The organism is Arthrobacter sp. Y3221087, from assembly GCF_059089905.1.
In genome coordinates this window covers 18,110-39,994 of the sequence record NZ_JBNHFE010000002.1, presented here as the reverse complement: position 1 = coordinate 39,994, position 21,885 = coordinate 18,110, and the positions used below count along the sequence as shown (strand labels likewise).

19 protein-coding genes and 1 pseudogene are annotated in these 21,885 nt (G+C 67.3%); 10 read left to right on the top strand and 10 right to left on the bottom strand.

Features of this window, described 5'->3' with window-relative positions:
• The first annotated feature begins 56 nt into the window (after positions 1-56).
• Complete coding sequence (locus tag AC5RUO_RS09930; protein WP_494103429.1) at positions 57-3,056, top strand: response regulator; 3,000 nt, start codon at positions 57-59, stop codon at positions 3,054-3,056.
• Positions 3,053-3,961, top strand: coding sequence for a GGDEF domain-containing response regulator (locus AC5RUO_RS09925; RefSeq protein ID WP_494012179.1), 909 nt, complete (start codon positions 3,053-3,055; stop codon positions 3,959-3,961). Before AC5RUO_RS09930 ends, AC5RUO_RS09925 begins: the two co-directional genes overlap by 4 nt.
• A 17-nt stretch (positions 3,962-3,978) precedes the next feature.
• Here AC5RUO_RS09925 and AC5RUO_RS09920 read toward each other — a convergent pair whose 3' ends face one another.
• The gene (locus tag AC5RUO_RS09920) at positions 3,979-4,440 is read right to left on the bottom strand and encodes a hypothetical protein (RefSeq protein WP_494012180.1); all 462 of its coding nucleotides are present in this window, start codon (positions 4,438-4,440) and stop codon (positions 3,979-3,981) included.
• A gap of 209 nt (positions 4,441-4,649) precedes the next feature.
• Here AC5RUO_RS09920 and AC5RUO_RS09915 point away from each other — a divergent pair, with 209 nt between their 5' ends.
• Positions 4,650-5,201 carry a dihydrofolate reductase family protein gene (locus tag AC5RUO_RS09915; protein WP_494103428.1) on the top strand — a complete coding sequence of 184 codons (552 nt, stop codon included), beginning with the start codon at positions 4,650-4,652 and terminating at the stop codon, positions 5,199-5,201.
• Between the two features lie 22 nt (positions 5,202-5,223).
• Here AC5RUO_RS09915 and AC5RUO_RS09910 read toward each other — a convergent pair whose 3' ends face one another.
• Both AC5RUO_RS09910 and mmuM read right to left on the bottom strand, forming a co-directional pair.
• Positions 5,224-5,640, bottom strand: a complete 417-nt coding sequence (locus AC5RUO_RS09910; RefSeq protein ID WP_494103427.1) for a hypothetical protein — start codon at positions 5,638-5,640, stop codon at positions 5,224-5,226.
• Between the two features lie 181 nt (positions 5,641-5,821).
• Positions 5,822-6,763: pseudogene (gene mmuM / locus AC5RUO_RS09905) on the bottom strand (homocysteine S-methyltransferase); the annotation flags it as partial.
• 55 nt (positions 6,764-6,818) lie between these two features.
• Between mmuM and AC5RUO_RS09900 the strand changes: the two are divergent.
• Genes AC5RUO_RS09900 through AC5RUO_RS09890 form a run of 3 tightly spaced genes read left to right on the top strand, consistent with a single transcriptional unit; the run spans position 6,819 to position 8,866 of the window.
• Entirely contained in the window at positions 6,819-7,313 is a 495-nt protein-coding gene (locus tag AC5RUO_RS09900) for a hypothetical protein (RefSeq protein ID WP_494103579.1), read from the top strand.
• Positions 7,310-8,062 (top strand): cyclase family protein, encoded by a 753-nt coding sequence (locus AC5RUO_RS09895; protein WP_494103426.1) that lies wholly within the window; start codon positions 7,310-7,312, stop codon positions 8,060-8,062. Before AC5RUO_RS09900 ends, AC5RUO_RS09895 begins: the two co-directional genes overlap by 4 nt.
• A 39-nt stretch (positions 8,063-8,101) precedes the next feature.
• The gene (locus tag AC5RUO_RS09890; protein ID WP_494103425.1) at positions 8,102-8,866 is read left to right on the top strand and encodes an IclR family transcriptional regulator; all 765 of its coding nucleotides are present in this window, start codon (positions 8,102-8,104) and stop codon (positions 8,864-8,866) included.
• 11 nt (positions 8,867-8,877) lie between these two features.
• Here the strand turns inward: AC5RUO_RS09890 and AC5RUO_RS09885 are convergent, their stop codons facing one another.
• Positions 8,878-9,648, bottom strand: coding sequence for an IclR family transcriptional regulator (locus AC5RUO_RS09885; RefSeq protein ID WP_494103578.1), 771 nt, complete (start codon positions 9,646-9,648; stop codon positions 8,878-8,880).
• Between the two features lie 147 nt (positions 9,649-9,795).
• Positions 9,796-11,232, bottom strand: coding sequence for an amino acid permease (locus AC5RUO_RS09880; protein ID WP_494103424.1), 1,437 nt, complete (start codon positions 11,230-11,232; stop codon positions 9,796-9,798).
• 243 nt (positions 11,233-11,475) lie between these two features.
• On the opposite strand from AC5RUO_RS09880, the gene rlmC reads away from it, so the two are divergent.
• Positions 11,476-12,603, top strand: a complete 1,128-nt coding sequence (gene rlmC, locus AC5RUO_RS09875; protein ID WP_494103423.1) for a 23S rRNA (uracil(747)-C(5))-methyltransferase RlmC — start codon at positions 11,476-11,478, stop codon at positions 12,601-12,603.
• A 15-nt stretch (positions 12,604-12,618) separates the two neighbouring features.
• Here the strand turns inward: rlmC and AC5RUO_RS09870 are convergent, their stop codons facing one another.
• The gene (locus AC5RUO_RS09870; protein WP_494103422.1) at positions 12,619-13,239 is read right to left on the bottom strand and encodes an FMN-binding negative transcriptional regulator; all 621 of its coding nucleotides are present in this window, start codon (positions 13,237-13,239) and stop codon (positions 12,619-12,621) included.
• A 31-nt stretch (positions 13,240-13,270) separates the two neighbouring features.
• Positions 13,271-14,206: a DMT family transporter gene (locus AC5RUO_RS09865; protein ID WP_494012188.1), complete on the bottom strand. Its 936-nt coding sequence runs from the start codon at positions 14,204-14,206 to the stop codon at positions 13,271-13,273.
• Between AC5RUO_RS09865 and AC5RUO_RS09860 the strand changes: the two genes are divergently transcribed.
• Positions 14,205-15,611: an aminotransferase-like domain-containing protein gene (locus AC5RUO_RS09860; RefSeq protein ID WP_494103421.1), complete on the top strand. Its 1,407-nt coding sequence runs from the start codon at positions 14,205-14,207 to the stop codon at positions 15,609-15,611. The two genes, AC5RUO_RS09865 and AC5RUO_RS09860, sit on opposite strands and share 2 nt — an antisense overlap.
• A gap of 482 nt (positions 15,612-16,093) precedes the next feature.
• Here the strand turns inward: AC5RUO_RS09860 and AC5RUO_RS09855 are convergent, their stop codons facing one another.
• From AC5RUO_RS09855 to AC5RUO_RS09845, 3 genes are all read right to left on the bottom strand, one after another.
• Complete coding sequence (locus AC5RUO_RS09855) at positions 16,094-16,918, bottom strand: SDR family NAD(P)-dependent oxidoreductase (RefSeq protein WP_494103420.1); 825 nt, start codon at positions 16,916-16,918, stop codon at positions 16,094-16,096.
• 124 nt (positions 16,919-17,042) lie between these two features.
• Complete coding sequence (locus AC5RUO_RS09850) at positions 17,043-18,446, bottom strand: GntP family permease (protein ID WP_494012191.1); 1,404 nt, start codon at positions 18,444-18,446, stop codon at positions 17,043-17,045.
• Between the two features lie 43 nt (positions 18,447-18,489).
• Positions 18,490-19,035, bottom strand: a complete 546-nt coding sequence (locus AC5RUO_RS09845; protein WP_494103419.1) for a gluconokinase — start codon at positions 19,033-19,035, stop codon at positions 18,490-18,492.
• A 191-nt stretch (positions 19,036-19,226) separates the two neighbouring features.
• On the opposite strand from AC5RUO_RS09845, the gene AC5RUO_RS09840 reads away from it, so the two are divergent.
• Both AC5RUO_RS09840 and ctaD read left to right on the top strand, forming a co-directional pair.
• A complete protein-coding gene (locus AC5RUO_RS09840) occupies positions 19,227-19,961 on the top strand; it encodes a FadR/GntR family transcriptional regulator (protein WP_494103418.1) in 735 nt (244 codons plus the stop codon).
• Positions 19,962-20,083: 122 nt separating this feature from the next.
• On the top strand, positions 20,084-21,832 hold the full coding sequence (gene ctaD / locus AC5RUO_RS09835; RefSeq protein WP_494103577.1) for an aa3-type cytochrome oxidase subunit I: 1,749 nt from the start codon (positions 20,084-20,086) through the stop codon (positions 21,830-21,832).
• Positions 21,833-21,885 lie beyond the last annotated feature (53 nt).

Sequence of the window (21,885 nt, the reverse complement as noted above, 5' to 3'; positions counted from 1 at the left end):
CTGGGGGCTCAGGGCGCCGGTAGGGGAAGGGTTTGTCCGTGTCTCAGGCTGGTCTCTTGGAACAAAGTCCCGCCACGGGCGGCAGGACGCGGCTGGGCCTGCTTGGCTTGTTGGCGGCCGCAGGGCTTGCGGCGCTTGGGCTGTATTTCGCCGCGAACAACGGCACGCCGCATGCGCTGGTGACGGGCGATTTCCTGATTCTCGCGGCATCGCTGCTGGCAGGGGCCAGCTGCGCCCGTGCAGCCCGGCAGGGCGGAGTGAACGCCCGGGCCTGGACCTTCATGGCCGTAGCCGTGTTCGTCTGGGCGGCCGGAATGGCCGTGTACGCGTACTACGGCCTGGCCTTCAATCACGTCTACCCGTTCCCGTCGCTGGCCGACGCCGGGTTTATCGGTTACGCGGTGCCCGCCGTCATCGCGATTTTCGCCTTCGCAAGGCGGGCGGGAAACCCCGTAGCGTTTTACCGGGCCCTGATGGACGCCGCGGTCATCGCCGGTTCGTTGCTGGTGGTCAGCTGGTACACGGTGCTCGGAGCTGCGTTCAATACGGAAGGGGACGCCCTGGCCCGGCTCACCGGCATGGCCTACCCCGTGGTGGACCTGGTGATCACATCCCTGGTGCTGGTCCTGGCCATGCGCCGGCAGCCCGGTGAGCGGCTTCCTTTCCTGTGCTTCGGGGGCGGCATGCTGGTCCTTGCGGTCACGGACAGCATTTATGTGCGAATGACGTTTGACGGCTTCACCGGTGCCACCGGTTCGCTGCTCACCCTGGGCTGGGTCGCCGCCTTCTTCCTGATCGCTTTTGCCACCCTGGTGCCGGATGAGGACAAGCCAGGCCCGGTGGGGAAGGGTGCCACGCTGGCGCTTGAACTGCTGCCATACGGGCCGTTGCTGGCGGCCGTGATCCTGTTGGCCGGGCCTGATTTGGCCACACACGATCCGTTCCCGCTGGTGGTGGGAGCCGCCGTGCTGGTATCCGCCCTGATACGGCAGGTGCTGATTGTGTTTGAGAACATCACGCTCACCGGCGGACTCGAGGAGGAAGTGGCGGCCAGGACCCGGGAACTGGAGACGGCACGGGAGGCGGCCATGGAATCCAGCCGGCTCAAGTCGGAGTTCCTGGCCACCATGAGCCACGAAATCCGGACCCCCATGAACGGCGTGGTGGGCCTGACCGCACTCCTCCTCGAAACACCGCTGGACGAAACCCAGAAGCAGTACGCCCAGGGGGTCCGCGGCGCCGGCGAGTCGCTGCTTGCCCTGATCAACGACATCCTGGATTTCTCCAAGCTGGAAGCCGGCAAGGTGGACCTGGATGTCCGTCCGTTCGATCCCCGGCTCCTCGTGGAAGAGGTGGCCGGGCTCCTGGCCGAGCCGGCCCTCGCCAAGAACCTGGAGCTGATCGGATACTGCGAGCCGGATGTGCCGGCGCGCCTGCTGGGCGATTCGGGGCGGATCCGGCAGGTCCTGCTGAACCTCGCCTCCAACGCGGTGAAATTCACGGCATCCGGGGAGGTGTCCATCCGGGTGACAACACAGAACCCCGGCGCCGCCCCCGGAACCATTTCCGTGGTCCACTTCGAAGTCCGGGACACCGGCATCGGCATCGATCCCGCGCACCACCGGAAACTGTTCGAATCGTTCTCGCAGGCGGATGCCTCCACCACGCGCCGTTACGGCGGAACCGGCCTTGGCCTGGCCATCAGCAGCCGGCTCACCGAGGCGATGGACGGCGATATCGGACTGAAAAGTGTCCCCGGGAAGGGCAGCACCTTTTGGTTCCGGCTGCCCCTGCCCGTGGCGCCGCCGTCCACCGATCCCGTTCCCGCTGCGGGCTTCCTCAACGGCCTGCGCGTCCTGGTGGTGGACGACAACGCCACCAACCGCCTGGTGCTGGAGTCGCAGCTGCGCGGCTGGCGGCTGCAACCGGAGGCCGTTCCGGACGCCGCTGCAGCACTGGACCGCGCCCGGGAAGCAAGTGCCGCCGGCGAGCCGTTCCAGCTGGCGGTGCTGGACTTCTGCATGCCGGACATCGACGGCCTGGAGCTGGCCCGGCGCATGAAGTCCGATCCCCGCCTGGCCGGCATTGAACTGATCATGCTTACCTCCACCATGCAGGTGAACACCGCCGAGATCACCGGGGCGGGAGTCCGCGAATGGCTGATGAAGCCCGTGCGCAGCTCCGAGTTCTACAACCGGCTTGTCCGCCTCATGTCCAGCAGCGAAACCGTGCAGCCGGCAGGGGCCTCCGGCCTCCAGGAGGCAATCACGGGCACCGGCCCCGACCGCGGGCGGGTCCTGATCGTGGAGGACAACGAGGTCAACCAGCTGGTGGCCGAGGCGACGGTCAGCAAGTTTGGCTACGCGGTGGACGTTGCCTCCAACGGGGCCGAGGCCGTGGACGCCACAGCAAGCACCCGTTATTCCGCCGTCCTGATGGACTGCCATATGCCGGTCATGGACGGATTCGAGGCCACCCGCGTGATCCGCGCGCGCGACGGAAGTTTCCGCCTGCCGATCATCGCCATGACTGCCGGCGCCCTGGACGGGGACAGGGAACGGTGCCTCGCCGCGGGCATGGATGATTACCTGGCCAAGCCGGTGGATGCGGCAGCACTGCAGGCTGCACTGGCCCGGTGGGTTCCTGAACCGGCCGCCCAGGTATTGGCAGCCACCGGCGCCACCCGCGCTGCCACAGAGCCCCCGGCTGTGGACCAGGACCGGCTCGCCATGCTCCGCGGCCTGGGTCCCGACGACGGCCGCGGGCTGCTGCCGGCCACGGTGGAAGCGTTCCGGAAGGACGTGCCCGCCCGGATGGCAGCACTGCAGGCCGCGCTGGATGACGGCGGCGGGGAGGCACTGGTGCAGGCTGCGCATGCCTTGAAGGGGTCGGCGGCCAACATCGGCGCCGGCAGGGCGGCCGCCATCTGCGCCGACCTGGAAGGGCTGGGCCGGGCAGGAAACCACGACGGCGGAACGGACCTGCTGCGCCGCCTCAAGGCAGAGCTGCGGCGGGTGGATATTGAACTCGATGCGGCGCTGGGGGTGGACGGATGAAAGTCCTCGTTGCCGATGACGATCCGGGTTCGCTGCTGGTGGCCCAGGCCGCCGTCGAGCGCGCCGGGCACGATTGCCTGGCCGCCGCGGACGGTGACGAGGCGTGGGGACTGTACCTTGAGCACCAGCCGGATGTGGTGGTTACGGACTGGATGATGCCCGGCATGGACGGGCTGGCCCTCTGCCGCGCCATCCGGTCCCGGGGCGCGGACCTGTACACGTACATTGTGATGCTGACTTCGCAGGACTCCCGTGATGACGTGCTGGCCGGGATCGAGGCCGGGGCTGACGACTACGTCACCAAGCCGCTGGATCCATTCGTGCTGCGGGCCAGGCTGCTGGTGGCACTGCGGATAACCACCCTGCATGCGGACCTGGCCCACTACCGGAAGGTGCTGTCGCAGCAGGCGCGCACTGATCCGCTGACCGGGCTGCACAACCGGCTGAAGCTGGCTGAGGACCTGGAACAGTTGCATGCCCGCAGCGTCCGCTACGGGGAGCAGTACAGCCTGGCCATGTGCGACGTGGACAATTTCAAGGCCTACAACGACGTTTACGGGCACCAGGCCGGCGACCTTGCGTTGCGCGCTGTGGCCGCGGCCCTCGCGGGGCAGGCCCGGAAGTCCGACGGCGTGTACCGGTTCGGCGGCGAGGAGTTCCTGCTGGTCTTCCCGCACCAGAGCCTGCTGCGCGCGAAGGCCTGCATGGAGCGTGCGCTGGACGCCGTGCGGGATCTTGCCATCCCCCACTGCGGCGACCCGTCAGGCCAGTTGCGGCTCAGCGCCGGGATCTCGACGTTTTCCCCCGCTGAGGGCCGGGACGCCGAGACACTGCTCGGTGCTGCGGACGCAGCGCTCTACGCGGCGAAGACGGCCGGCCGGGACAGGGTGGAACTGGCCGGGTAGCCGCCTTTCCCGCGCGGTCAGGCTGCTTTCTTGCTGCCGGTCTTCTTCACGGCGGGCTTCCTGATGCCGGGCTTCTTCACGGCCGCCTCCCTCTGGACCGGGCCTTCCGGGTACGGGTTCGGCTCCTGGCGCAGATCTGCCGCTTCGGCGGAAAGCGCTGCCTCAGCGGCACGGTCCGGAACTGCCGCACTGGCGTCGGCACCGCCGTCGGCAGCTTCAGCAGCTTCAGCAGCCTCGGCCGCACGGTTGCGGCGCCAGCGGCGGAGCAGGTCCGCGGCGGCCAGCATGCCCGCGAGGGGCGTGAGCACCGCGGCGCCGTAGACGAACAGCATCCAGGTCAGCGTGGTCAGCGGCGGCTGGTTGTTATGCAGCAGGGACAGCCCGCCCAGCAGTCCCACGGCCCAGAAAAGAATCACTGCCGTCAATACGGCAGCGGCGGGAAAATACTGGTTGGTCACGACTTTTTTCAGGGTTTCCATGCACTTCCTCCTGCCTGGCCGGGGGCTGCGGAAAGTGGCCGCATCAACACAAGTATGGGGCTGGCTTGCGGCGAAACACGGCAAGACACCGTTTTGAGTGATGAACATAACTGGCGGCCCCGCGGTCGGGCGTGCTGGTCTGGATCTTCCCCGCTGCGGGCAGCGCCGTTACGGTGAGTTTGTCCGCCCGATTCTAGGAGGCTTTCCATATGCGCAAAGTAACTGCCGGCTTGTTCCATTCCGTGGATGGCGTGGTGTCAGATCCCTACAAATTCCAGTTCGACAGCTTCGATGACGAGCTTGGTGAAGGCCTCACCAGGATGATGGACAACGTGGACACCGTGGTGCTGGGCCGGGTGAGCTACCAGGAGTGGGCCGGCTACTGGCCGAACGCGTCGGTGGACGAGGACTTTGCGGCCTTCATCAACCCGGTGGAGAAGCACGTGGCCTCACGAACCCTCACCGAACCGCTCGCCTGGCAGAACTCCCACCTGATGGATGCCCCGCTGGAAGAGTTCGTGGCAAAGCTGAAGGAGCGCGACGGCGGCGAGATCGCCGTCTGCGGCAGCATCTCCGTGACCCGGCAACTGCTGTTCGCCGGGCTACTGGACTCGCTCACGCTGGTGACCCACCCGGTGATCGCCGGGAGTGGCCGCAGGCTCTTCGAGGACGGCGATCCGACAACCCGCCTGGTGCTGCAGGACGAAAAGCGCACCAGCAAGGGCAACGTCCTCAGCACCTACAGCCGGCTGGAGGGCTGAAGCCGGGGCAGGCCATCGCCGGCTAGTGGCTGACGGTCCCCCGCCGGGATTCCAGGACCGGCCGGATCCAGGTGTCGGCCAATAGTCCGGTGGCCACCGAGTAGAGGGCCTTATGCGTCACGTCCACCAGCTGTTCCCTGGCAGGCCAACTGGTGGGCGGGGCGCCGGCGCCTGTGGAGTTTTCCAGCGTCTGGTCGAACGCGAGCCGGACAACAGTGTGCTTGACATGGGCCAGCGGACCCCGGATGCCGGTGACAGCCCAGATCCCCCGCAGCGACCCCAAAGCAGCGCCGGTCCCCCAATGCATGATGTGGTTCCAAACAAGGGGCTGTTGCGCGTCGTCGGCCCGCTGCCCCAGCAGGGTCAGCAGTGTCCGGGCGGGAACGTAGGAGTTGGGACGCTTGGTCAGGGTTTGTTCAAGCTTCTCCCCCGCCGTCATCACAGCGACGCCGGCAAGGCCGCAAACAGCACCTCGTGCAGCCGCCGCAAGTAACACTTGGCCGCGTGATTGGGCCATGGCTCCTCCTGTTGATTCTGGAACGGTGACAGGACATTCCGTACCCCTCGCCCGTGGCGGCAAACAGGAGGCCGTCAGTGCCGTTCAGTACCTGGGGGAACAGCAGGCGTCCGACGGCGGCGATGTCACCCGGGGTTGTCCGGCAGCACCCGCCGATGATGCGGGCACCGAGGTCCTGCCAGGTTGCCCTGCCCTCGGCAAGGCTGGCCGGATGCCCGAGCCCTGCGCCTTCGGACGGTGCGGCAGGGCTCCAGGTCTTGGTACCGGGATCGTAGGTCTCACCCGAGTTCGGGTAGGCCACCAGCGGCTTGCTGGTGGCCGCCCCCAAAGCGGCGAGCGCCGGGGTGACCAGCTCCAGTGGCACGCAGTTCACGCCGACAGCTGCAACGGACGCCTCGCCGTCCAGCAGTGCGGCCACCAGCGTCAGCGGAGTGCCGTCACTGATGTGTCCGCCGTCCCGGAGCGAGAAGGAGAACCAGGAGTCGACGTCGAACTCCTTGCTGAGTACCAGCAGCGCCTCCGCCTCGGCGAAGGACGGGAGTGTTTCGAAGGCGAGAACATCGGCGCCGGCGCTCACGAGGGCTGCGACCCGGGGATAGTGGAAGTCGCGGAATTCTGCGGGAGACAGGGAGTAGTCCCCGCGGTACTCGGAACCGTCCGCAAGGTAGGCGCCGTAGGGTCCCACAGAGCCGGCAACCAGCAACGGCTTAGCTTCCGGGTGGGCGGCAAGGTGTTCGCGGCGGGCCTCGTCGGCAAGCCTGACCGACAATGCCACCAGCTCCAGCGCCTCCTGCTCACTGATCCCCCGCGGGGCAAACCCCTGGGGCGTGGCCTGATAACTGGCTGTGGTGGCGATCCTCGCTCCCGCCGCAAAGTAGTCCCGGTGGACGTCCCTGATCAGGTGGGGCTGTTCGAGCAGGACCTTGGCAGACCACAACGGGTCGTCCAGATTGCAGCCCCGGGCCTCAAGCTCTGTTGCCAGGGCGCCGTCGGACGGAAGGTACTCCCCCGATTCGAGGAGGGAGGACAACGCGTTTACAGGCATGACAGTCATCATACGCATTTCCTTATGCTTGTAATGAATGTTTCTTTCTGCCACGATGGCAGGCAGCCGCCAGCCCGGAGGAAGGAAAGAGGACAGGTTCTTGGACGTTCAACTACACGCGGTGCGCAAGCTGCGCGTCCACTGGCCCATCAGCGGCGCCACGTTTGCGCAGCTGGCCCAGGGGAAAGCGGATGCCTTCCGGGACGATCCGGGCATCGCAGCCCTGCTCCGGGCCTTGGCGCAGTTCCAGGAACTGGGCGACTTTGGCACCTACAAGCACGTGTTCGAATCCGGGCTTGGCTTCGAAGGGTTTACCACAGCAGAGGGAGCCAACCCCACACTGGGGCGCGTCGGCGAACAGACCCTGTCCCCCACCTTCGTTTTCACCACCTACTTCGATGCCTCGCTGGAAGACGCCGTCGTTGACCGGTTCATGCGGCAGATCGTGGACATCCACCCGTGGGAAGTTCCAGTGATCGAACTCGAAGGACCCCTCAGCGTAACCAGCACGGCACTGGCACCGGTCACCCAAGGAGCGGCAGCATCATGACGGAAACCCTCACCACCTCCCTGTGGGAAGGACTGCAGCAGGTGCTCGCGGGCCGCCGGTTCATTGACCTGACCCACGCCTTCCACCCCGGCCAGCCGCATTTCGCCGCCTTCCCGGACGAGGAGCGGGAAGCCCTCTTCGACCTTGAAAAGGGGGACGGCTTCACCGCCCACCGCTATTCGATTGTGGGCCAGTGGGGCACGCATGTGGACCCGCCGTCGCACTTCATTCGGGGCGGCCGGACCCTGGACCGGATCCCGGTCCAGGAGATGATCCTGCCGTTGGTGGTCCTGGACATCTCCCACCAGGTGGCCGGCAACCCGGATGCCACCCCCACCCTGCAGGACGTACGTGGCTGGGAGAGCCGCAACGGCACCATCCCGGCGGGCAGCTTCGTGGCCCTCCGCACCGGCTGGAGCCACCGCTGGCCGGACGCCGAGGCCATGGCCAACCGGGACGCTGACGGGCTGAGCCACACACCGGGCTGGTCACTGGAAGTGCTGACCTTCCTGGTCAACGAGCGGTCGGTTGCTGCTGTCGGCCACGAGCAGACCGACACGGACCCGGGCCTCGCCACCTCCCGCCAGGACTTCAGCCTGGAAACCTATGTGCTGGAGCAGGACCGCTGGCAGATCGAACTGCTGGCCAACCTGGACGGGCTGCCCGAGGCCGGAGCCGCCGTCGTCGCAACCTGGGCCAAGCCTTTGGACGGCAGCGGGTTCCCGGCGCGGGTGTTTGCCATCTGCTGAACCGGTGGCCGGGAGAGCCGGTCCACTAGACTCACATCCATGTCGAAAACCTCCAGCATGGGCCGTGGAATCCAGGCGGTCCTGGCCGTGGGGGCACGGCATGCGGCAGGGCTTCCGGGCGGCACGGTTGCCGACATCGCGGCGGACCTGGGAAGGGACCGCAGCCAGGTTTCCCGCAACCTCCGCAGCGCCGAGCACGAGGGCTTCCTCTCGCGCACGTCCCGCAGCTACGCCCTTGACTGGTCGCTCCTCACCGACGCCCAGATCCTGACCGAACGTCGGCTGCAGACCGACGGCGGCACAGCCCTGGACAGCCTCGCTTCAGCCACTGATGAGGCTTGCTTCCTCGGGGTGCTGCACGGTGACAGCACCGTCACCATCGGTGAGAGCGTCCCCGCCAGCAGCAACCTGGTGGGATCCTGGCTGGGCCGCCCGTACCCCGCCTACTGCAGCGACGCCGGGCAGGCCGTCCTGTGGGAAGCGTCGGAGGCCGAAGTGCGGACGGTGTTTGCCGGCGTCGACTTTGTCCGCCACGGTCCCAACACTCCCACCGGCATTGAAGACTTCCTCGCCCGGCTGGAGGCAGCGCGGCAACGCGGCTACTCGATCGTTGACGAGGAGGCCGAACCGGGGCTCTACTCACTGGCCGTCCCGGTTCGCGATTTCAAGGGCGACGTAGTGGCGGCATTGCAGATTGTGGGCATCAAGGACCGGCTGGAACCGAAGCGGGACAGCTGCGCCGCGGCATTGGTGCCGCAGGGACAGTGGCTCGAGACCCGGTTGGGCTACCGGCCCGAGGGCTAGTTACAAGCCGATCAGCCGGCGGCTGGAGATGCCCCGAGCCGCTCCGCCGCCCCGTGCAGGGCAGCGGCGGCGGCAGCAACAGCGCCGGACGCCAGCTCGGCCCGGCTGCCCAGGACACTCAGCGAAGCGGTGATGCGGCCGGCGGCATCGCGGATGGGAAGGGCAATTTCCACCACCTCGTGCTCGAATTCCTGGTAGGCGGCAGCAAACCCGGCGGCCCGGTCCCGTTCCATCAGCCCCCAGACCTCGGCGGTGGTGTGGGCAGCCCCCGGACCGCCGATCCCGATAAAGTTCACCCCGCCGAGCAGCGCGTCCAGGCCGGGGCGGTCAAAGTCCCACAACAGTGCCCGCCCGGCACCGGTGCACCACACCGGCGTCACCATCCCCGGCTTCACGAAGCTTCCGGGACCGGCGTCGTTGCTGGAGGCACGGAGCAGGACCACGCGGAAGCCGTCCCGAACGGAGAGCCTTGCCCGGAGCCCCAGGGCGGCCACCAGCGCCTCAAGCTCGGTCTTCCCTTGCCGGACCCAACCGGTGTTGAGTGAGGCGGCAAGGGTGAAGAAACGCGGGCCGGTCCGGAAGGGGCCGCGGTCCGCGCGCTCCAGCAGGCCCACGTCGCACAGTTCCTGGGCCAGCCGCGAGACCCTGCTCTGGTCCATGCCCAGCTCGGCGGCGAGCTGTGAAACCCCGAGCAGCTGCCGGCCGCGGATTTCCCGGTCCGCCACCAGCCGCACAAGGCGCAGCCCTTGCGCCATCGACGACGCCTCGGCGGACGATTCCACGCTCACATGCCCCTTCCGGCCGGTAATCCCGCCCCATTCTTCCACGGCAGCGCCACGCCCGGCGGGGAAGAAAGGGACAATGAACGACGGCGCCCAGTAGAGCAGGTGCCTGAAGCGCACCTGCGGCGCGGCCGCCGTCGTCCGTCCCTAGCCCTGCCTGGCAGCGGCAGCCTTGCGCCCGTGCCGGACGTGGAACCAGGCGTAGCAGGCAGCGACGAAGGGGATGCCGAAGTAGAGCGCGGCCACCTGGGTGGGGTCGAGGGCGATGCCCACCAGCGAAACCACGCACAGGGTGAACGCCAGGATGGGCACCAGCGGGAACAGCGGGGCCTTGTACGCGAGGTCCGCCACGTTGCCGCCGCTGCGGACGAACGCCTGGCGGTGGAAGAAGTGCGAGGCGGTGATGGACATCCATACGCCCACCACGGCGAAGCCGGCCACGGACACGAGGACCAGGTACACCGTCTCCGGGGCCACCACGCTGCTAACCAGGGAGGCGAGGCCGCCCACCATGCTGACGGCGAGTGCCACCAGCGGGATGCCGCGGCGCGTCAGCTTTATGAAGGCGCGGGGTGCGTGGCCTTCGTCGGCGAGGGAGTAGAGCATGCGGGCGCAGGAAAAGAGGCCGCTGTTGCCGGCGGACAGGAGTGCGGTGATGATGACGAAGTTCATGATGTCGGCGGCGAACGGGATGCCAACGGCGGAGAACACTGTCACGAACGGGCTCTCGTCCAGTCCCACCTCGGTGTAGGGGATGGTGGCGGCGATGACGGCAATGGCTCCGACGAAGAAGATGAGCAGGCGGATCACGGTGGTGCGCATCGCCTTGGGGATGCTGGTGGCCGGGTCCTTTGTTTCACCCGCCGCGACGCCGATCAGTTCGGAACCGGAGAAGGCGTAGAAGACGGCGAGCACGGTGACCAGGACGCCGGTGAATCCGTTCGGGAAGAGCCCGGCTTCGGTGCTGAAATTCTCGAACAGGTGGGGGTGGCTGCCACCGGCACTTAGCGGGTGGAAGCCGAACAGGGCCGCGCCGCCCAGGACGATGAGGCCGATGATCGCGGCCACTTTCACAATGGCGAACCAGAACTCGGCCTCGCCGAAGAACTTCGAGGACACGGCATTGAAGCCAAACAGGACCGCGGCGAACACCAGGCACCAGACCCAGACCTCCACGTCCGGGAACCAGCGCTGCATCAGCAGGCCGGACGCGGTGAACTCGGAGCCGATGGCCACGGCCCAGCAGAGCCAGTACAGCCAGCCCGTGGCGAATCCCGTGGCCGGTCCGATGGAGCGGGCGGCGTAGATATGGAACGCGCCGGACACCGGGTAGGCAATGGCGAGTTCGCCCAGGCAGGCCATCACCAGGTACACCACGAAGGCGCCGATGAGGTAGGCGATGACCGCGCCGAGCGGTCCGGCCTGCGAGATGGTGTAGCCCGAGCTCAGGAACAGTCCCGAACCGATCACGCCGCCCATGGCGATCATCACCAGGTGCCGCGGCCCCATGGAGCGCCGGAGCCCCGACTCGGCTGGGGATGTATCCGGCGGTGAGGCCAGGGTCAGCGGTGATGAGGGTTCCATGGGCGTCTCCAGTAGGGGTGTGGTGCACCGCGCGCCTGCGGCAGTGGTCACCGAAGAAGTGAACGGCGGCAGTGCCGAAACTAGCACGCTTGCCGAAGAAACGGTCTCCAAATACATGGATGCATGCTTATATTGCACGTTGTTACGTTGCCTTCGGCTGCGGCCGCAGAACCGGGGTACGACGGTGGCGCTGGGCCGGGTGCCGCCGTCGAGGTTTCCGCGGGCGGGTAAAATTGTCCGGTCATGCATTGTTCCTACTTCGACGCCGCCGCCTGCCGCTCCTGCACCCAGATGGGCGTGCCCTACGCGCAGCAGCTCGCCGGCAAGCAGGGGCACTGCGAGACGCTCCTCTCACCGCACACCGAACTGGAGTGGCTGCTGCCCGTCGGGAGCCAGGAGTCCGGCTTCCGCAACAAGGCCAAAATGGTGATCGGCGGGACGGCGCAAAACCCGACCATCGGCATCCTTGATGCCGACGGCCAGGGCGTGGACCTGCGTGAATGCGGCGTCTGCTCGCCGGGGCTGCTGGCCTGCTTTCCGGTGCTGGCCGGATTCATCGGACAGGCGAGGCTGACCCCCTATGACGTGCCGCAGCGCCGCGGCGAGCTCAAGCACATCATCATCACCGAGTCCCCCGACGGCGAGGTGATGCTCCGCCTGGTCCTGCGCTCCGAGCAGCTGTTGCCCCGGATCCGGAAACACTTCCCCTCGCTCCTGGCCGCGCTGCCGCAGGTGAAGGTGGTCTCGGTCAATCTGCACCCGGAACACAAGGCGGTACTGGAGGGCGAGCGCGAGATCCTGCTGACGGAGCAGTCCACGCTGCGGATGCGGGTCAACGGACTGGACCTGCACTTGCGGCCGCAAAGCTTTTTCCAGACGAACACCCCGATGGCCGCAGCGCTCTACCGGCAGGGGCGGGAATGGGTGGATGAGCTGGATCCGGCGTCGGTCTGGGACCTGTATTGCGGCGTGGGCGGTTTCGCCCTGCATTGCGCCGGACCCGCACGGGACGTCACCGGGATCGAAACAAGCCGGGAGGCCATCGTCTCGGCCAAACTCAGCAGCAAGGAGGCCGGCCTGGATCGCGTGAGTTTCCAGGCTGGCGATGCCACCGCGTTTGCCCTCGGGGCGGACCGTTCGCCGGAGCTGGTCATCGTCAACCCGCCCCGGCGCGGCATCGGCAAGGAGCTCTGCGGCTGGCTGGAGTCCTCGGACGTGCAGCACGTGGTCTACTCCAGCTGCAACGCCCAGTCACTGGCCCGCGACCTGGCCGCGCTCCCCTCGTTCACGGCCCGGCGTGCCCGGGTCCTGGACATGTTCCCGCAGACCATGCACTACGAGGTGATGGTCCTGCTGGAGCGCGCCAGCTGACCTTTCCCCTGCGGCTCAGCCGCGCACGCGTTCGACGGCGGCGGCGCTGGCTTCCTGCCCGGCTGCCCGCAGGCCGGCGATGACTCCGCCGGCGTCGGCTGCGGAGCGGTTCTGGCTCAACTTTTCCTTTGCCTCGATGCGGGTGATCAGCAGTTCGACCCCCACGATGGCGCGCAGCTGCCCCGCGATGAACCGCTCCGGTGCATCGTCCACGCTCCACGGATGGTCCCGCCCTTCCTCATGCAGATCCGTGAGGCTCCGCACATGCCGGGCCAGCCATCCGGCCTGGTCATGGATCACCAGCCGGCCGTACACATGGGCGGTGGAGTAGTTCCAGGTGGGCACCACGCGGCCGTGCTCGGCCTTGGAGGGGTACCAGGACGGGGAGATGTAGGCATCGGGCCCTTGAAGAATTGCGAGCGCCTCTCCAACGGGCAGGCTGGAGAACTGCGGGTTGTTGCGCGCGGCATGGGCGTGCAGCGCGCCATGCTTTCCCACCGACGGTTCATAGACGAACGGCAGCAGCGTGGCCTGCAGGCCGTGCTCCGTCATGGTGACCAGGTTGGCCGCCGCAGGGCGGGACAGGAGGTGCTGGAGGGCGTCGGGGCCGGCGGCGAAGTGGGCGGGAATGTACATCTGGGGTCCTTTCAGGTTGGGCAGGGGCTTGTCAGGAAGCGGGGCGGTTCAGCCGGACGCGCACGGCGCCGCCGGCGCAGGCGACCACGGCAAGGCCGCCGAGGACGGTGGCCCAGGTGAGGGCCTCGCCCAGCAGGAGCGCAGCCCAGCAGATGCTCATGACGGGCTGGAGGAGCTGGACCTGGCTGACCTGGGCGATGGGCCCGACGGCCAGCCCGCGGTACCAGGCGAAGAACCCGAGGAACATGCTCACCACGGCCAGGTAGCCGAAGGCTGCCCACTGGACGGGTGTGGCCTGCGGGGGCCGGTCCGCGACGGACACGGCGGCAAGGGCCAGCATCAGCGGGGCGGCAAGGACCAGGGCCCAGGCGATGGTCTGCCAGGAACCTACCTCCCGTGCCAGCAGGCCGCCCTCGGCATAGCCGACCGCGGCGCAGGCCACGGCGCCCAGCAGCAGGAGGTCGGCCCAGTGCAGGTGCCCGATCCCGCCGGACTGCAGGAACGCGAAGCCGAGCGCCGCCAGCGAGCCGAGGCCTGCGACCAGCCAGAACGCCAGGGGCGGGCGCTCGCCCGTCCGCAGCACGGCGGCCGTGGCCGTGGCGGCGGGCAGAAGCGCGATAACCACTGCACCGTGCCCGGCGGGTACTGCGGTCAGGGCGTAGGAGGTGAGGAGGGGAAAGCCGACGACGACGCCTCCGGCCACCAGCGCGAGCCTCGCCCAGGTGCGGGGCCCGGGTAGCCGTTGCCGCGTGAGTGCCAGGGCCGCGGCGGCCAGGCCTGCGGCGATGACCGCGCGGCCGGAGCCGATGAAGAGCGGATCCAGGCCCTCAACGGCTACGCGGGTGAAGGGAACGGTGAAGGAAAAGGCCGCCACGCCCAGGAGTCCCCACCAGAGCCCGGTCTGCGCCTTTGCACCGGGCGGTACCGGTGGGCGGACTTGGACAGTAGCGCTACTATTGTCTCTCATGAACAACGATAGCAGTTCGCGGATCGTCCTGGCACTCCGCGGCTGGATTTCCGGTGCTGCCCCCGGCGCCCGGCTGCCCTCCACCCGGCAGCTGGTGGCGGAGTACCAGGCCAGCCCCGTGACGGTGCAGAAGGCGCTGCAGGCATTGACGGCGCAGGGGCTGATCGAGAGCCGGCCGGGGGTGGGGACGTTCGTGCGTGCCGTCCGGACGGCCCGGCCCTCCGACTACGGCTGGCAGACGGCGGCGCTGCGCTCGCCGTCGTCGATCCTGCCCTCCTCCAGCACCATGCGCGACGTGCCGAACAGCGCCATCTCGTTCCACGCGGGATACCCGGACCGGGAGCTTTTGCCCGAGCGGCTGGTCCGGGGCGCGCTGACCCGGGCCGCGCGCGGCAGCGCCGCACTGTCCCGCCCGCCGGCGGCCGGGATGCCGGAGCTGCAGCAGTGGTTCGCGCATGAACTGGGTTCCGCTACTCCTGCCGGCTTCACTCCCCCGATGCCTAATGATGTGATCGTGCTGCCCGGAAGCCAGAGCGGGCTCAGTTCGATTTTCCGGGCGCTGGTGGGTGCCGGACAGCCGCTGTTGATGGAGTCACCCACATACTGGGGCGCGATCCTTGCCGCGGCGCAGACCGGTGTGCGGGTGGTCCCGGTGCCGAGCGGACCCGAGGGACCGGCTCCGGCAGAACTGGCCCGGGCATTCACGGAAACCGGGGCGCGGGTGTTCTACGCGCAGCCCAACTATGCCAACCCCACCGGCGCGCAGTGGGCGCCGGGGCGTGGGGAGGCGGTGCTGGAGGTGGCGCGGGCGCACGGAGCATTTGTTGTGGAGGACGACTGGGCGCACGACTTCGGCATCACCTCCGACCCCGTGCCGGTGGCCACCCGGGATGATGTGGGGCACGTGGTCTACATCCGCTCGCTGACGAAGAGCGTTTCCACGGCCATCCGCGTGGCGGCGGTGGTGGCCCGCGGGCCCGCACGCGAGCGCATCCTGGCCCACCGGGCGGCTGAGTCGATGTACGTGAGCGGGCTGCTGCAGGCCGCGGCGCTGGATGTGGTGACGCAGCCGGGCTGGCAGACGCATCTGCGCAGCCTGCGCCAGCAGCTGCAGTCGCGGCGGGACCTCCTTGTGACCAGCATCCGTGAACACGTTCGGCAGGCACACATCGAGCTCCTGCCCAAGGGCGGACTGAACTTGTGGTTACGGATGCCGGACGGGACGGACCTGCCCCGGCTGACACGCGACTGCGAGGACAACGGCGTGATCATCGCCGCCGGGACGGAGTGGTTTCCCGCGGAACCGGCCGGGGCGTTCGTCCGCCTGAATTTCGCGGGGCCCAACCCGGGCGCCTACCCGGAGGGCGCCCGGATCATAGGCGAGTCACTGGCCAGGCAGGGCTAGGGCTGTCCACCTGCAGCCCGCAGGAATCGATCAAGATTCATCGTTCAGCACCCCAGCCGGACGAGTCGGCGCCGCTTACACCTGAACCTGCTGCACCGGCACCTCCTGAAACCCCAACTCCCGCCCCGGCAACGCCCTCCGAATCGCAACACGTTACTCCGGCACCGGCCACATCCGCCGCTCCCCCGGCACCTTCGGGCTGCGACCCGAACTATTCCGGGTGCGTCCCCATTGCCTCGGACGTCGATTGCGCCGGCGGAAGTGGCAATGGACCGGCCTATGTGCGAGGCCCGGTGCAGGTCATCGGCGGCGACCCCTATGGGCTGGACCGTGACAACGACGGCGTCGGGTGCGAGTAGCCGCAACAGCGGCGACCAAGACGCGCGGATTTTGAGCTGGCTCAGCTCGGGCGCACCCGGACTTTCAGGGTCTGCGTCTGCGCTGGAGCCTAAAAGTCGCGCATTCCGGTCAGGCCGAAACCTCTAGTCGCCGGCGCGCACCAGTTCAGCGCTCTTCTCCCACAAGCCCCGGGCCAGCTCGGCGTCGTAGGCCTGCGGGTTGGCCTTGGCCAGGGCGCGCTTGGCGTAGTAGGCACCAGAGAACCAGTCGGTGCCCGGCGTGCCGTTGATGAGCCAGAGCATGGTGTCCGCGCCCTGCTCCGGGCTCAGCATGAACCGGTTGAGCAGGGTCTTGTAGGCGTGCCGGAAGGGGCTCGTGGACTCCGCAGCGAAGTTGGTGCGGACCACGCCCGGGTGGAACGCCGCCGTCGTAATTCCGTTGTTGCTGAACCGGCGGTGCAGCTCGGAGGTGAAAAGGATGTTGGCGAGCTTGCCGGTGCCGTAGGCGCGGTTGGTGGAGTAGCGGCGCTCGGCGGTGAGGTCGGACAGGTCCAGCCTGCCGAAGCCGTTCGCCGCGCTGGCGGTGTTGATGACCTTGGCGTTGCTGGCCGTGAGGGTATCCATCAGCAGCGTGGTGAGCAGGAACGGGCCCAGGTGGTTGATCTGGAAGGTGGACTCGTTGCCGTCCACGGTGAGGCTGCGTTTACCCATGATGCCGCCGGCGTTGTTGGCGAGGACGTCGATGCGCGGGTAGTCGGACTTCAGCTGCGCGGCGAGGGTGCGGACCTGGTCCAGCTCCGCGAAGTCGGCGAGGAAGTAGTCCGCATCCAATTCCTTGGCGAGGGCGCGCGTCTTCTCGGCGGAGCGGCCCACGATGACCACCTGCTCCCCAGCCTTCGCAAGCGAACGGGCGGATGCCGCGCCGATACCGTCGCTGGCGCCGGTGATCACGATGGTGCGAGGAGTCAAGAGGTTTCCTTTAGTCTGGCGGACGGCGCACCTGGCGGAGACGCACAAAAGTAGACAACGACGGCGGTCCGGCAGGTGTTCCCACCCGCCGGACCGCCGCAAAGTAAGTAGGTAGTTGGGAGGGTCAGCCCGCCAGCCCGGCCACCAGGAAGATCAGCGCGGCGATGGCAAAGCCCATCACACCGATCAGGGTTTCCATGACGGTCCAGGTCTTCAGCGTGGTCTTGACGTCCATGCCGAAGAAGCGGCCCACCAGCCAGAAGCCGGAGTCGTTCACGTGGGACACCACCACGGAACCGGCGGCCACGGCCAGGACCATGGCGGCCACCTGCATACCGTTCAGCCCGGCCGCTGCCACGGCCGGGGCGATGAGGCCCGCGGTGGTGGTGAGGGCAACCGTTGCCGAACCCTGGGCAATGCGGAGGATGGAGGAGATCAGGAAGCCTGCCAGGATCAGCGGGATGCCCAGGTTGCCCAGGACGTCGGCGAGTGCCTGGCCGATGCCGGAGGTGCGGAGCACGCCGCCGAACATGCCGCCGGCGCCGGTGATCAGGATGACGGAGCATACCGGGCCGAGGGAGGACTCGAGCAGCTTCTCCAGGGCTCCGGCGTCCTTGCCGCGCCTGGCGCCGAGTACGAACATCGCCACCAGCACGGCGATCAGCAGGGCCACCGGGGTTTCACCGAGGGTCCGCAGGACCTGGTACCACTGCTCGTCCTTTACTCCTTCGGGCAGGACGCCGGCGGTGGCGAGGGTGTTCAGGCCGGTGTTCATGAAGATCAGGACCAGCGGCAGAAGCAGCAGCCCCACGATGGTGCGGAAGCGGGGCGGGTGGGACTCGGCTTCTGCGGAGGCGTGGCCCAGGATTTCCGGCACGGGCAGGACCAGCTTCTTGCCGGCGTACAGGCCATACAGGTAGGCCGTGACGTACCAGGTGGGAATGGCGACGAGAAGGCCGGCGATGGTCACCAGGCCGACATTGGCCTCGAAGAACGCGGAGGCGGAGACGGGGCCCGGGTGCGGCGGCAGGAAGATGTGCATCACGGAGAAGGCACCGGCCGCGGGGAGGCCGAAGCGGAGCACTCCCCCGCCCAAACGGTGGGCGACGGCGAAGACCACCGGCAGCATGACCACCAGGCCGGCGTCGAAGAAGATGGGGAAGCCGAAGATCAGTGAGGCGAGGCCGAGCGCGAACGGGGCGCGCTTTTCACCGAAGACGCCGATGAGGTAGTCGGCCAGCACCTTGGCGCCGCCGCTGGTTTCCACGATGCGGCCGAGCATGGCGCCCAGCCCCACCAGGAGTGCCACGGTGCCAAGCGTGGTGCCGAAGCCGTTGATCAGCACCGGGACCACCTGGTTGGCCGGGATGCCTGTGGCGAAGGCGGTGGCGAGGCTGATCAGGATCAGTGCGATCAGGGCGTGCACGCGCAACTTGATGATCAGGAACAGCAGTGCGAGGATCGCGGCGGCGGCGATGAGCAGCAGGGGGCCTGCTCCCAGCGTCTGGGTCCATCCTTCGATGGTCATGGTTCTCCTTTGAAACAGAACTTTGTGTTGGGGTTTTGGGGCTTTACGGGTCGCAGGGCGCCTGTCCGGAGGGAAGCTTCAGTGCCTGCACGACGGCGGCAACCAGCTCTTCCGGCGAGCGGGAGATATCGAGTCGGAGGCTGCCGGCGTCGAGCTCTTCCTGGCTGAGCGCCTCGAGCGTGGCGAGCTGGCTGGGCAGCAGCGTGGGCGGCATGAAGTGGCCTTCCCGGCCCTGCATGCGCTGGCTGATCAGGTCCGCGCCGCCCTCGAGATGGAGGAAGAGGACCCTACCTTCGGCCTCGGACAGCAGCTGCCGGTAGCTCTTCTTGAGCGCCGAGCAGGTCAGGACGGTGCTGCGGCCGGCCTGCGCCTGCCCGCTCATCCAGTCGCGGATCTGGCGCAGCCAGGGCCAGCGGTCCTCGTCCTGCAGCGGGATGCCCTGGGTCATCTTGGCGATGTTGGCCGGCGGGTGGAATTCGTCTGCCTCGGCACAGGCCCAGCCCAGCCGCTTGGACAGGGCTGCCGCCAGGGTGGATTTGCCGGATCCGGCAACGCCCATCACCACGAGATGCGTGGGTGGATACTGCATGTTTTCATACCTCCGGAGAAGACGTCTTTGGCTTTCGAAGAAGCTCGCTGCGGGCCCGTGATGAACTGGGCTACGCGATAAGGTATCACCTTTTATTGAGATAGATACTATCTTTTCGTGTCACAAGTCATACCTTTTGTGCATTCTTCGCTATCCTGAGGATGCGCTTCGGCGCGGGAAGGCGGAACAGAATGTCGACGGCGACAGTACAGGACGCGGATGACGCGAACGACGGCGGGGCGTCCCCCGCCATGCATGAGCGTGTCCTGGAGGCCGTAGGCATCGCCATTGCCTCAGCCAGGCTGGCCCCCGGCAGCCGGCTGACCCTTGAAGGACTGCAACAGGAATACGGCATTTCCCGCACGGTCGCGAGGGACACCATGAAGGTCCTGGAATCCATGAACCTCGTCTACTCACGCCGCCGCGTGGGCATCGTGGTGCAGGAGCCGGACCTGTGGAACGTCTACGATCCCAAGCTCGTGCGGTGGCGCCTTGCCTCCGAGCGGCGCGCCGAACAGTACAGCAGCCTGACCGAGCTGCGCATCGCCGTCGAACCCATCGCTGCTGCCGGCGCCGCACGCCGGGCGAGCGCGGCGGAACGAGCCCAGCTCGTTGCCCTCGGAACTAAACTGCGCAGGCTGGGCGAGGCGGGCGACCTGCAGGCCTTCCTCGCCGCGGACATCGAATTCCACCGCCTGCTGTTGAGGAGCTGCGGCAACGAGATGTTCCGGGCGCTGGAGGACATGGTGGCGGAGGTACTGACCAGCCGCACCAAGCAGGGGCTCATGCCGTTCAAGCCACGGAATGAGGCGCTGCAGGCGCATGAGGATGTTGCGGCGGCGGTGGCGCGCGGGGACACCGTTGTAGCAGAACGGGCCATGCACCACATCCTGGACGAAGTGCGCGAGGCGATGGGGCTGCACTAGGGAACCGCCAGAGGAGCAAGGGATCCGTCCGGCCCCTTTCCGGGGGTCCCGATCCTGAGTAGCCTGCTAGTAGGGCCCAAGCAAGGTCGCCCGGCCGTGCAGGAACAGCTGTGAGGTGGAAAATGGCCATCACCGGACAGTCACGTACAGGATCCGTAACGGCGCCTGCCGTCGTTCCCCGGAGCAAGGGCCGCGTGGTGGTCAACTGGATCACCACCACGGACCACAAGACCATCGGGTTCCTATACCTGATCACGTCCTTCGTGTTCTTCAGCCTGGCCGGCGTGATGGCGCTGCTTATCCGCGCCGAGCTCTTCCAGCCCGGCATGCAGATCCTGCAGACCAAGGAACAGTACAACCAGCTGTTCACCATGCACGGAATCGTGATGCTTCTCATGTTCGCCACGCCCCTGTTTGCCGGGTTCGCGAACTTTGTCATGCCGCTGCAGATCGGCGCCCCGGACGTGGCGTTCCCGCGGCTCAACGCCCTGGCGTACTGGTTCTTCCTGTTCGGTTCCACCATCGCCGTGTCCGGCTTCATTACCCCGCAGGGCGCCGCATCCTTTGGCTGGTTCGCCTACACCCCGCTATCGAACACCACGTTCAGTCCGGGGCTGGGCGGGGACCTGTGGGTCTTCGGGCTTACGCTCTCCGGCTTCGGCACCATTCTCGGCGCCGTCAACTTCATCACCACCATCATCTGCATGCGCGCCCCCGGCATGACCATGTGGCGGATGCCGATCTTCACCTGGAACACTTTGATTACGTCCGTGCTGGTGATCATGGCCTTCCCGCCGCTGGCGGCCGCCCTGTTCGCGCTCGGCGCAGACCGCCGTTTCGGTGCACACATCTACAATCCGGAGAACGGCGGCCCCATTCTGTGGCAGCACCTGTTCTGGTTCTTCGGCCATCCAGAGGTGTACATCATCGCCCTGCCGTTCTTCGGCATCGTGTCCGAGATCTTCCCGGTCTTCAGCCGCAAACCGATTTTCGGCTACAAGGGCCTGGTGTACGCCACGATTTCCATCGCGGCGCTGTCCATGACGGTGTGGGCGCACCATATGTACGTCACCGGTTCGGTCCTGCTGCCGTTCTTCGCGTTCATGACCATGCTGATTGCGGTGCCCACCGGCGTGAAGTTCTTCAACTGGATCGGCACCATGTGGCGCGGCTCGCTGACGTTCGAAACGCCCATGCTGTGGAGCATCGGCTTCCTCATCACGTTCCTGTTCGGCGGCCTGACCGGCATCATCCTGGCCTCCCCGCCGCTGGACTTCCACGTCTCCGACTCCTACTTCGTGGTGGCCCACTTCCACTACGTGGTGTTCGGCACCGTGGTGTTCGCGATGTTCGCCGGGTTCTACTTCTGGTGGCCCAAGTTCACGGGCAAGATGCTGAACGAGCGCCTGGGCAAGATCCACTTCTGGATGCTCTTCCTGGGCTTCCACGGCACCTTCCTCATCCAGCACTGGCTGGGCGTGGAAGGCATGCCCCGCCGCTATGCGGACTATCTGGTGGAGGACAACTTCACCTGGATGAACCAGTTCTCCACCATTTCGTCGATGCTGCTGGGTGCCTCGCTGATTCCGTTCTTCTGGAACGTCTTCATCACCGCGCGCAGCACTCGTAAGGTTGAAGTGGATGATCCCTGGGGCTTCGGTGCCTCGCTCGAGTGGGCAACGTCCTGCCCGCCGCCGCGGCACAACTTCACGTCCCTGCCGCGCATCCGTTCGGAACGCCCAGCACTGGACCTGCACCACCCTGAAATCCGCGTCCGCGAGCACGAGCCCACGCACAGCGCGGCAGCCGCCGCTCTGGGTGCGGCCGATATCGGCGAGAAGGACGTGCGTAGCCCAAGCCCTGATGAGTGAAGCGCGCCTGGGTTAACAAAAGCAGGGCCTGCCCAGTGGACAGACCCTGCTTC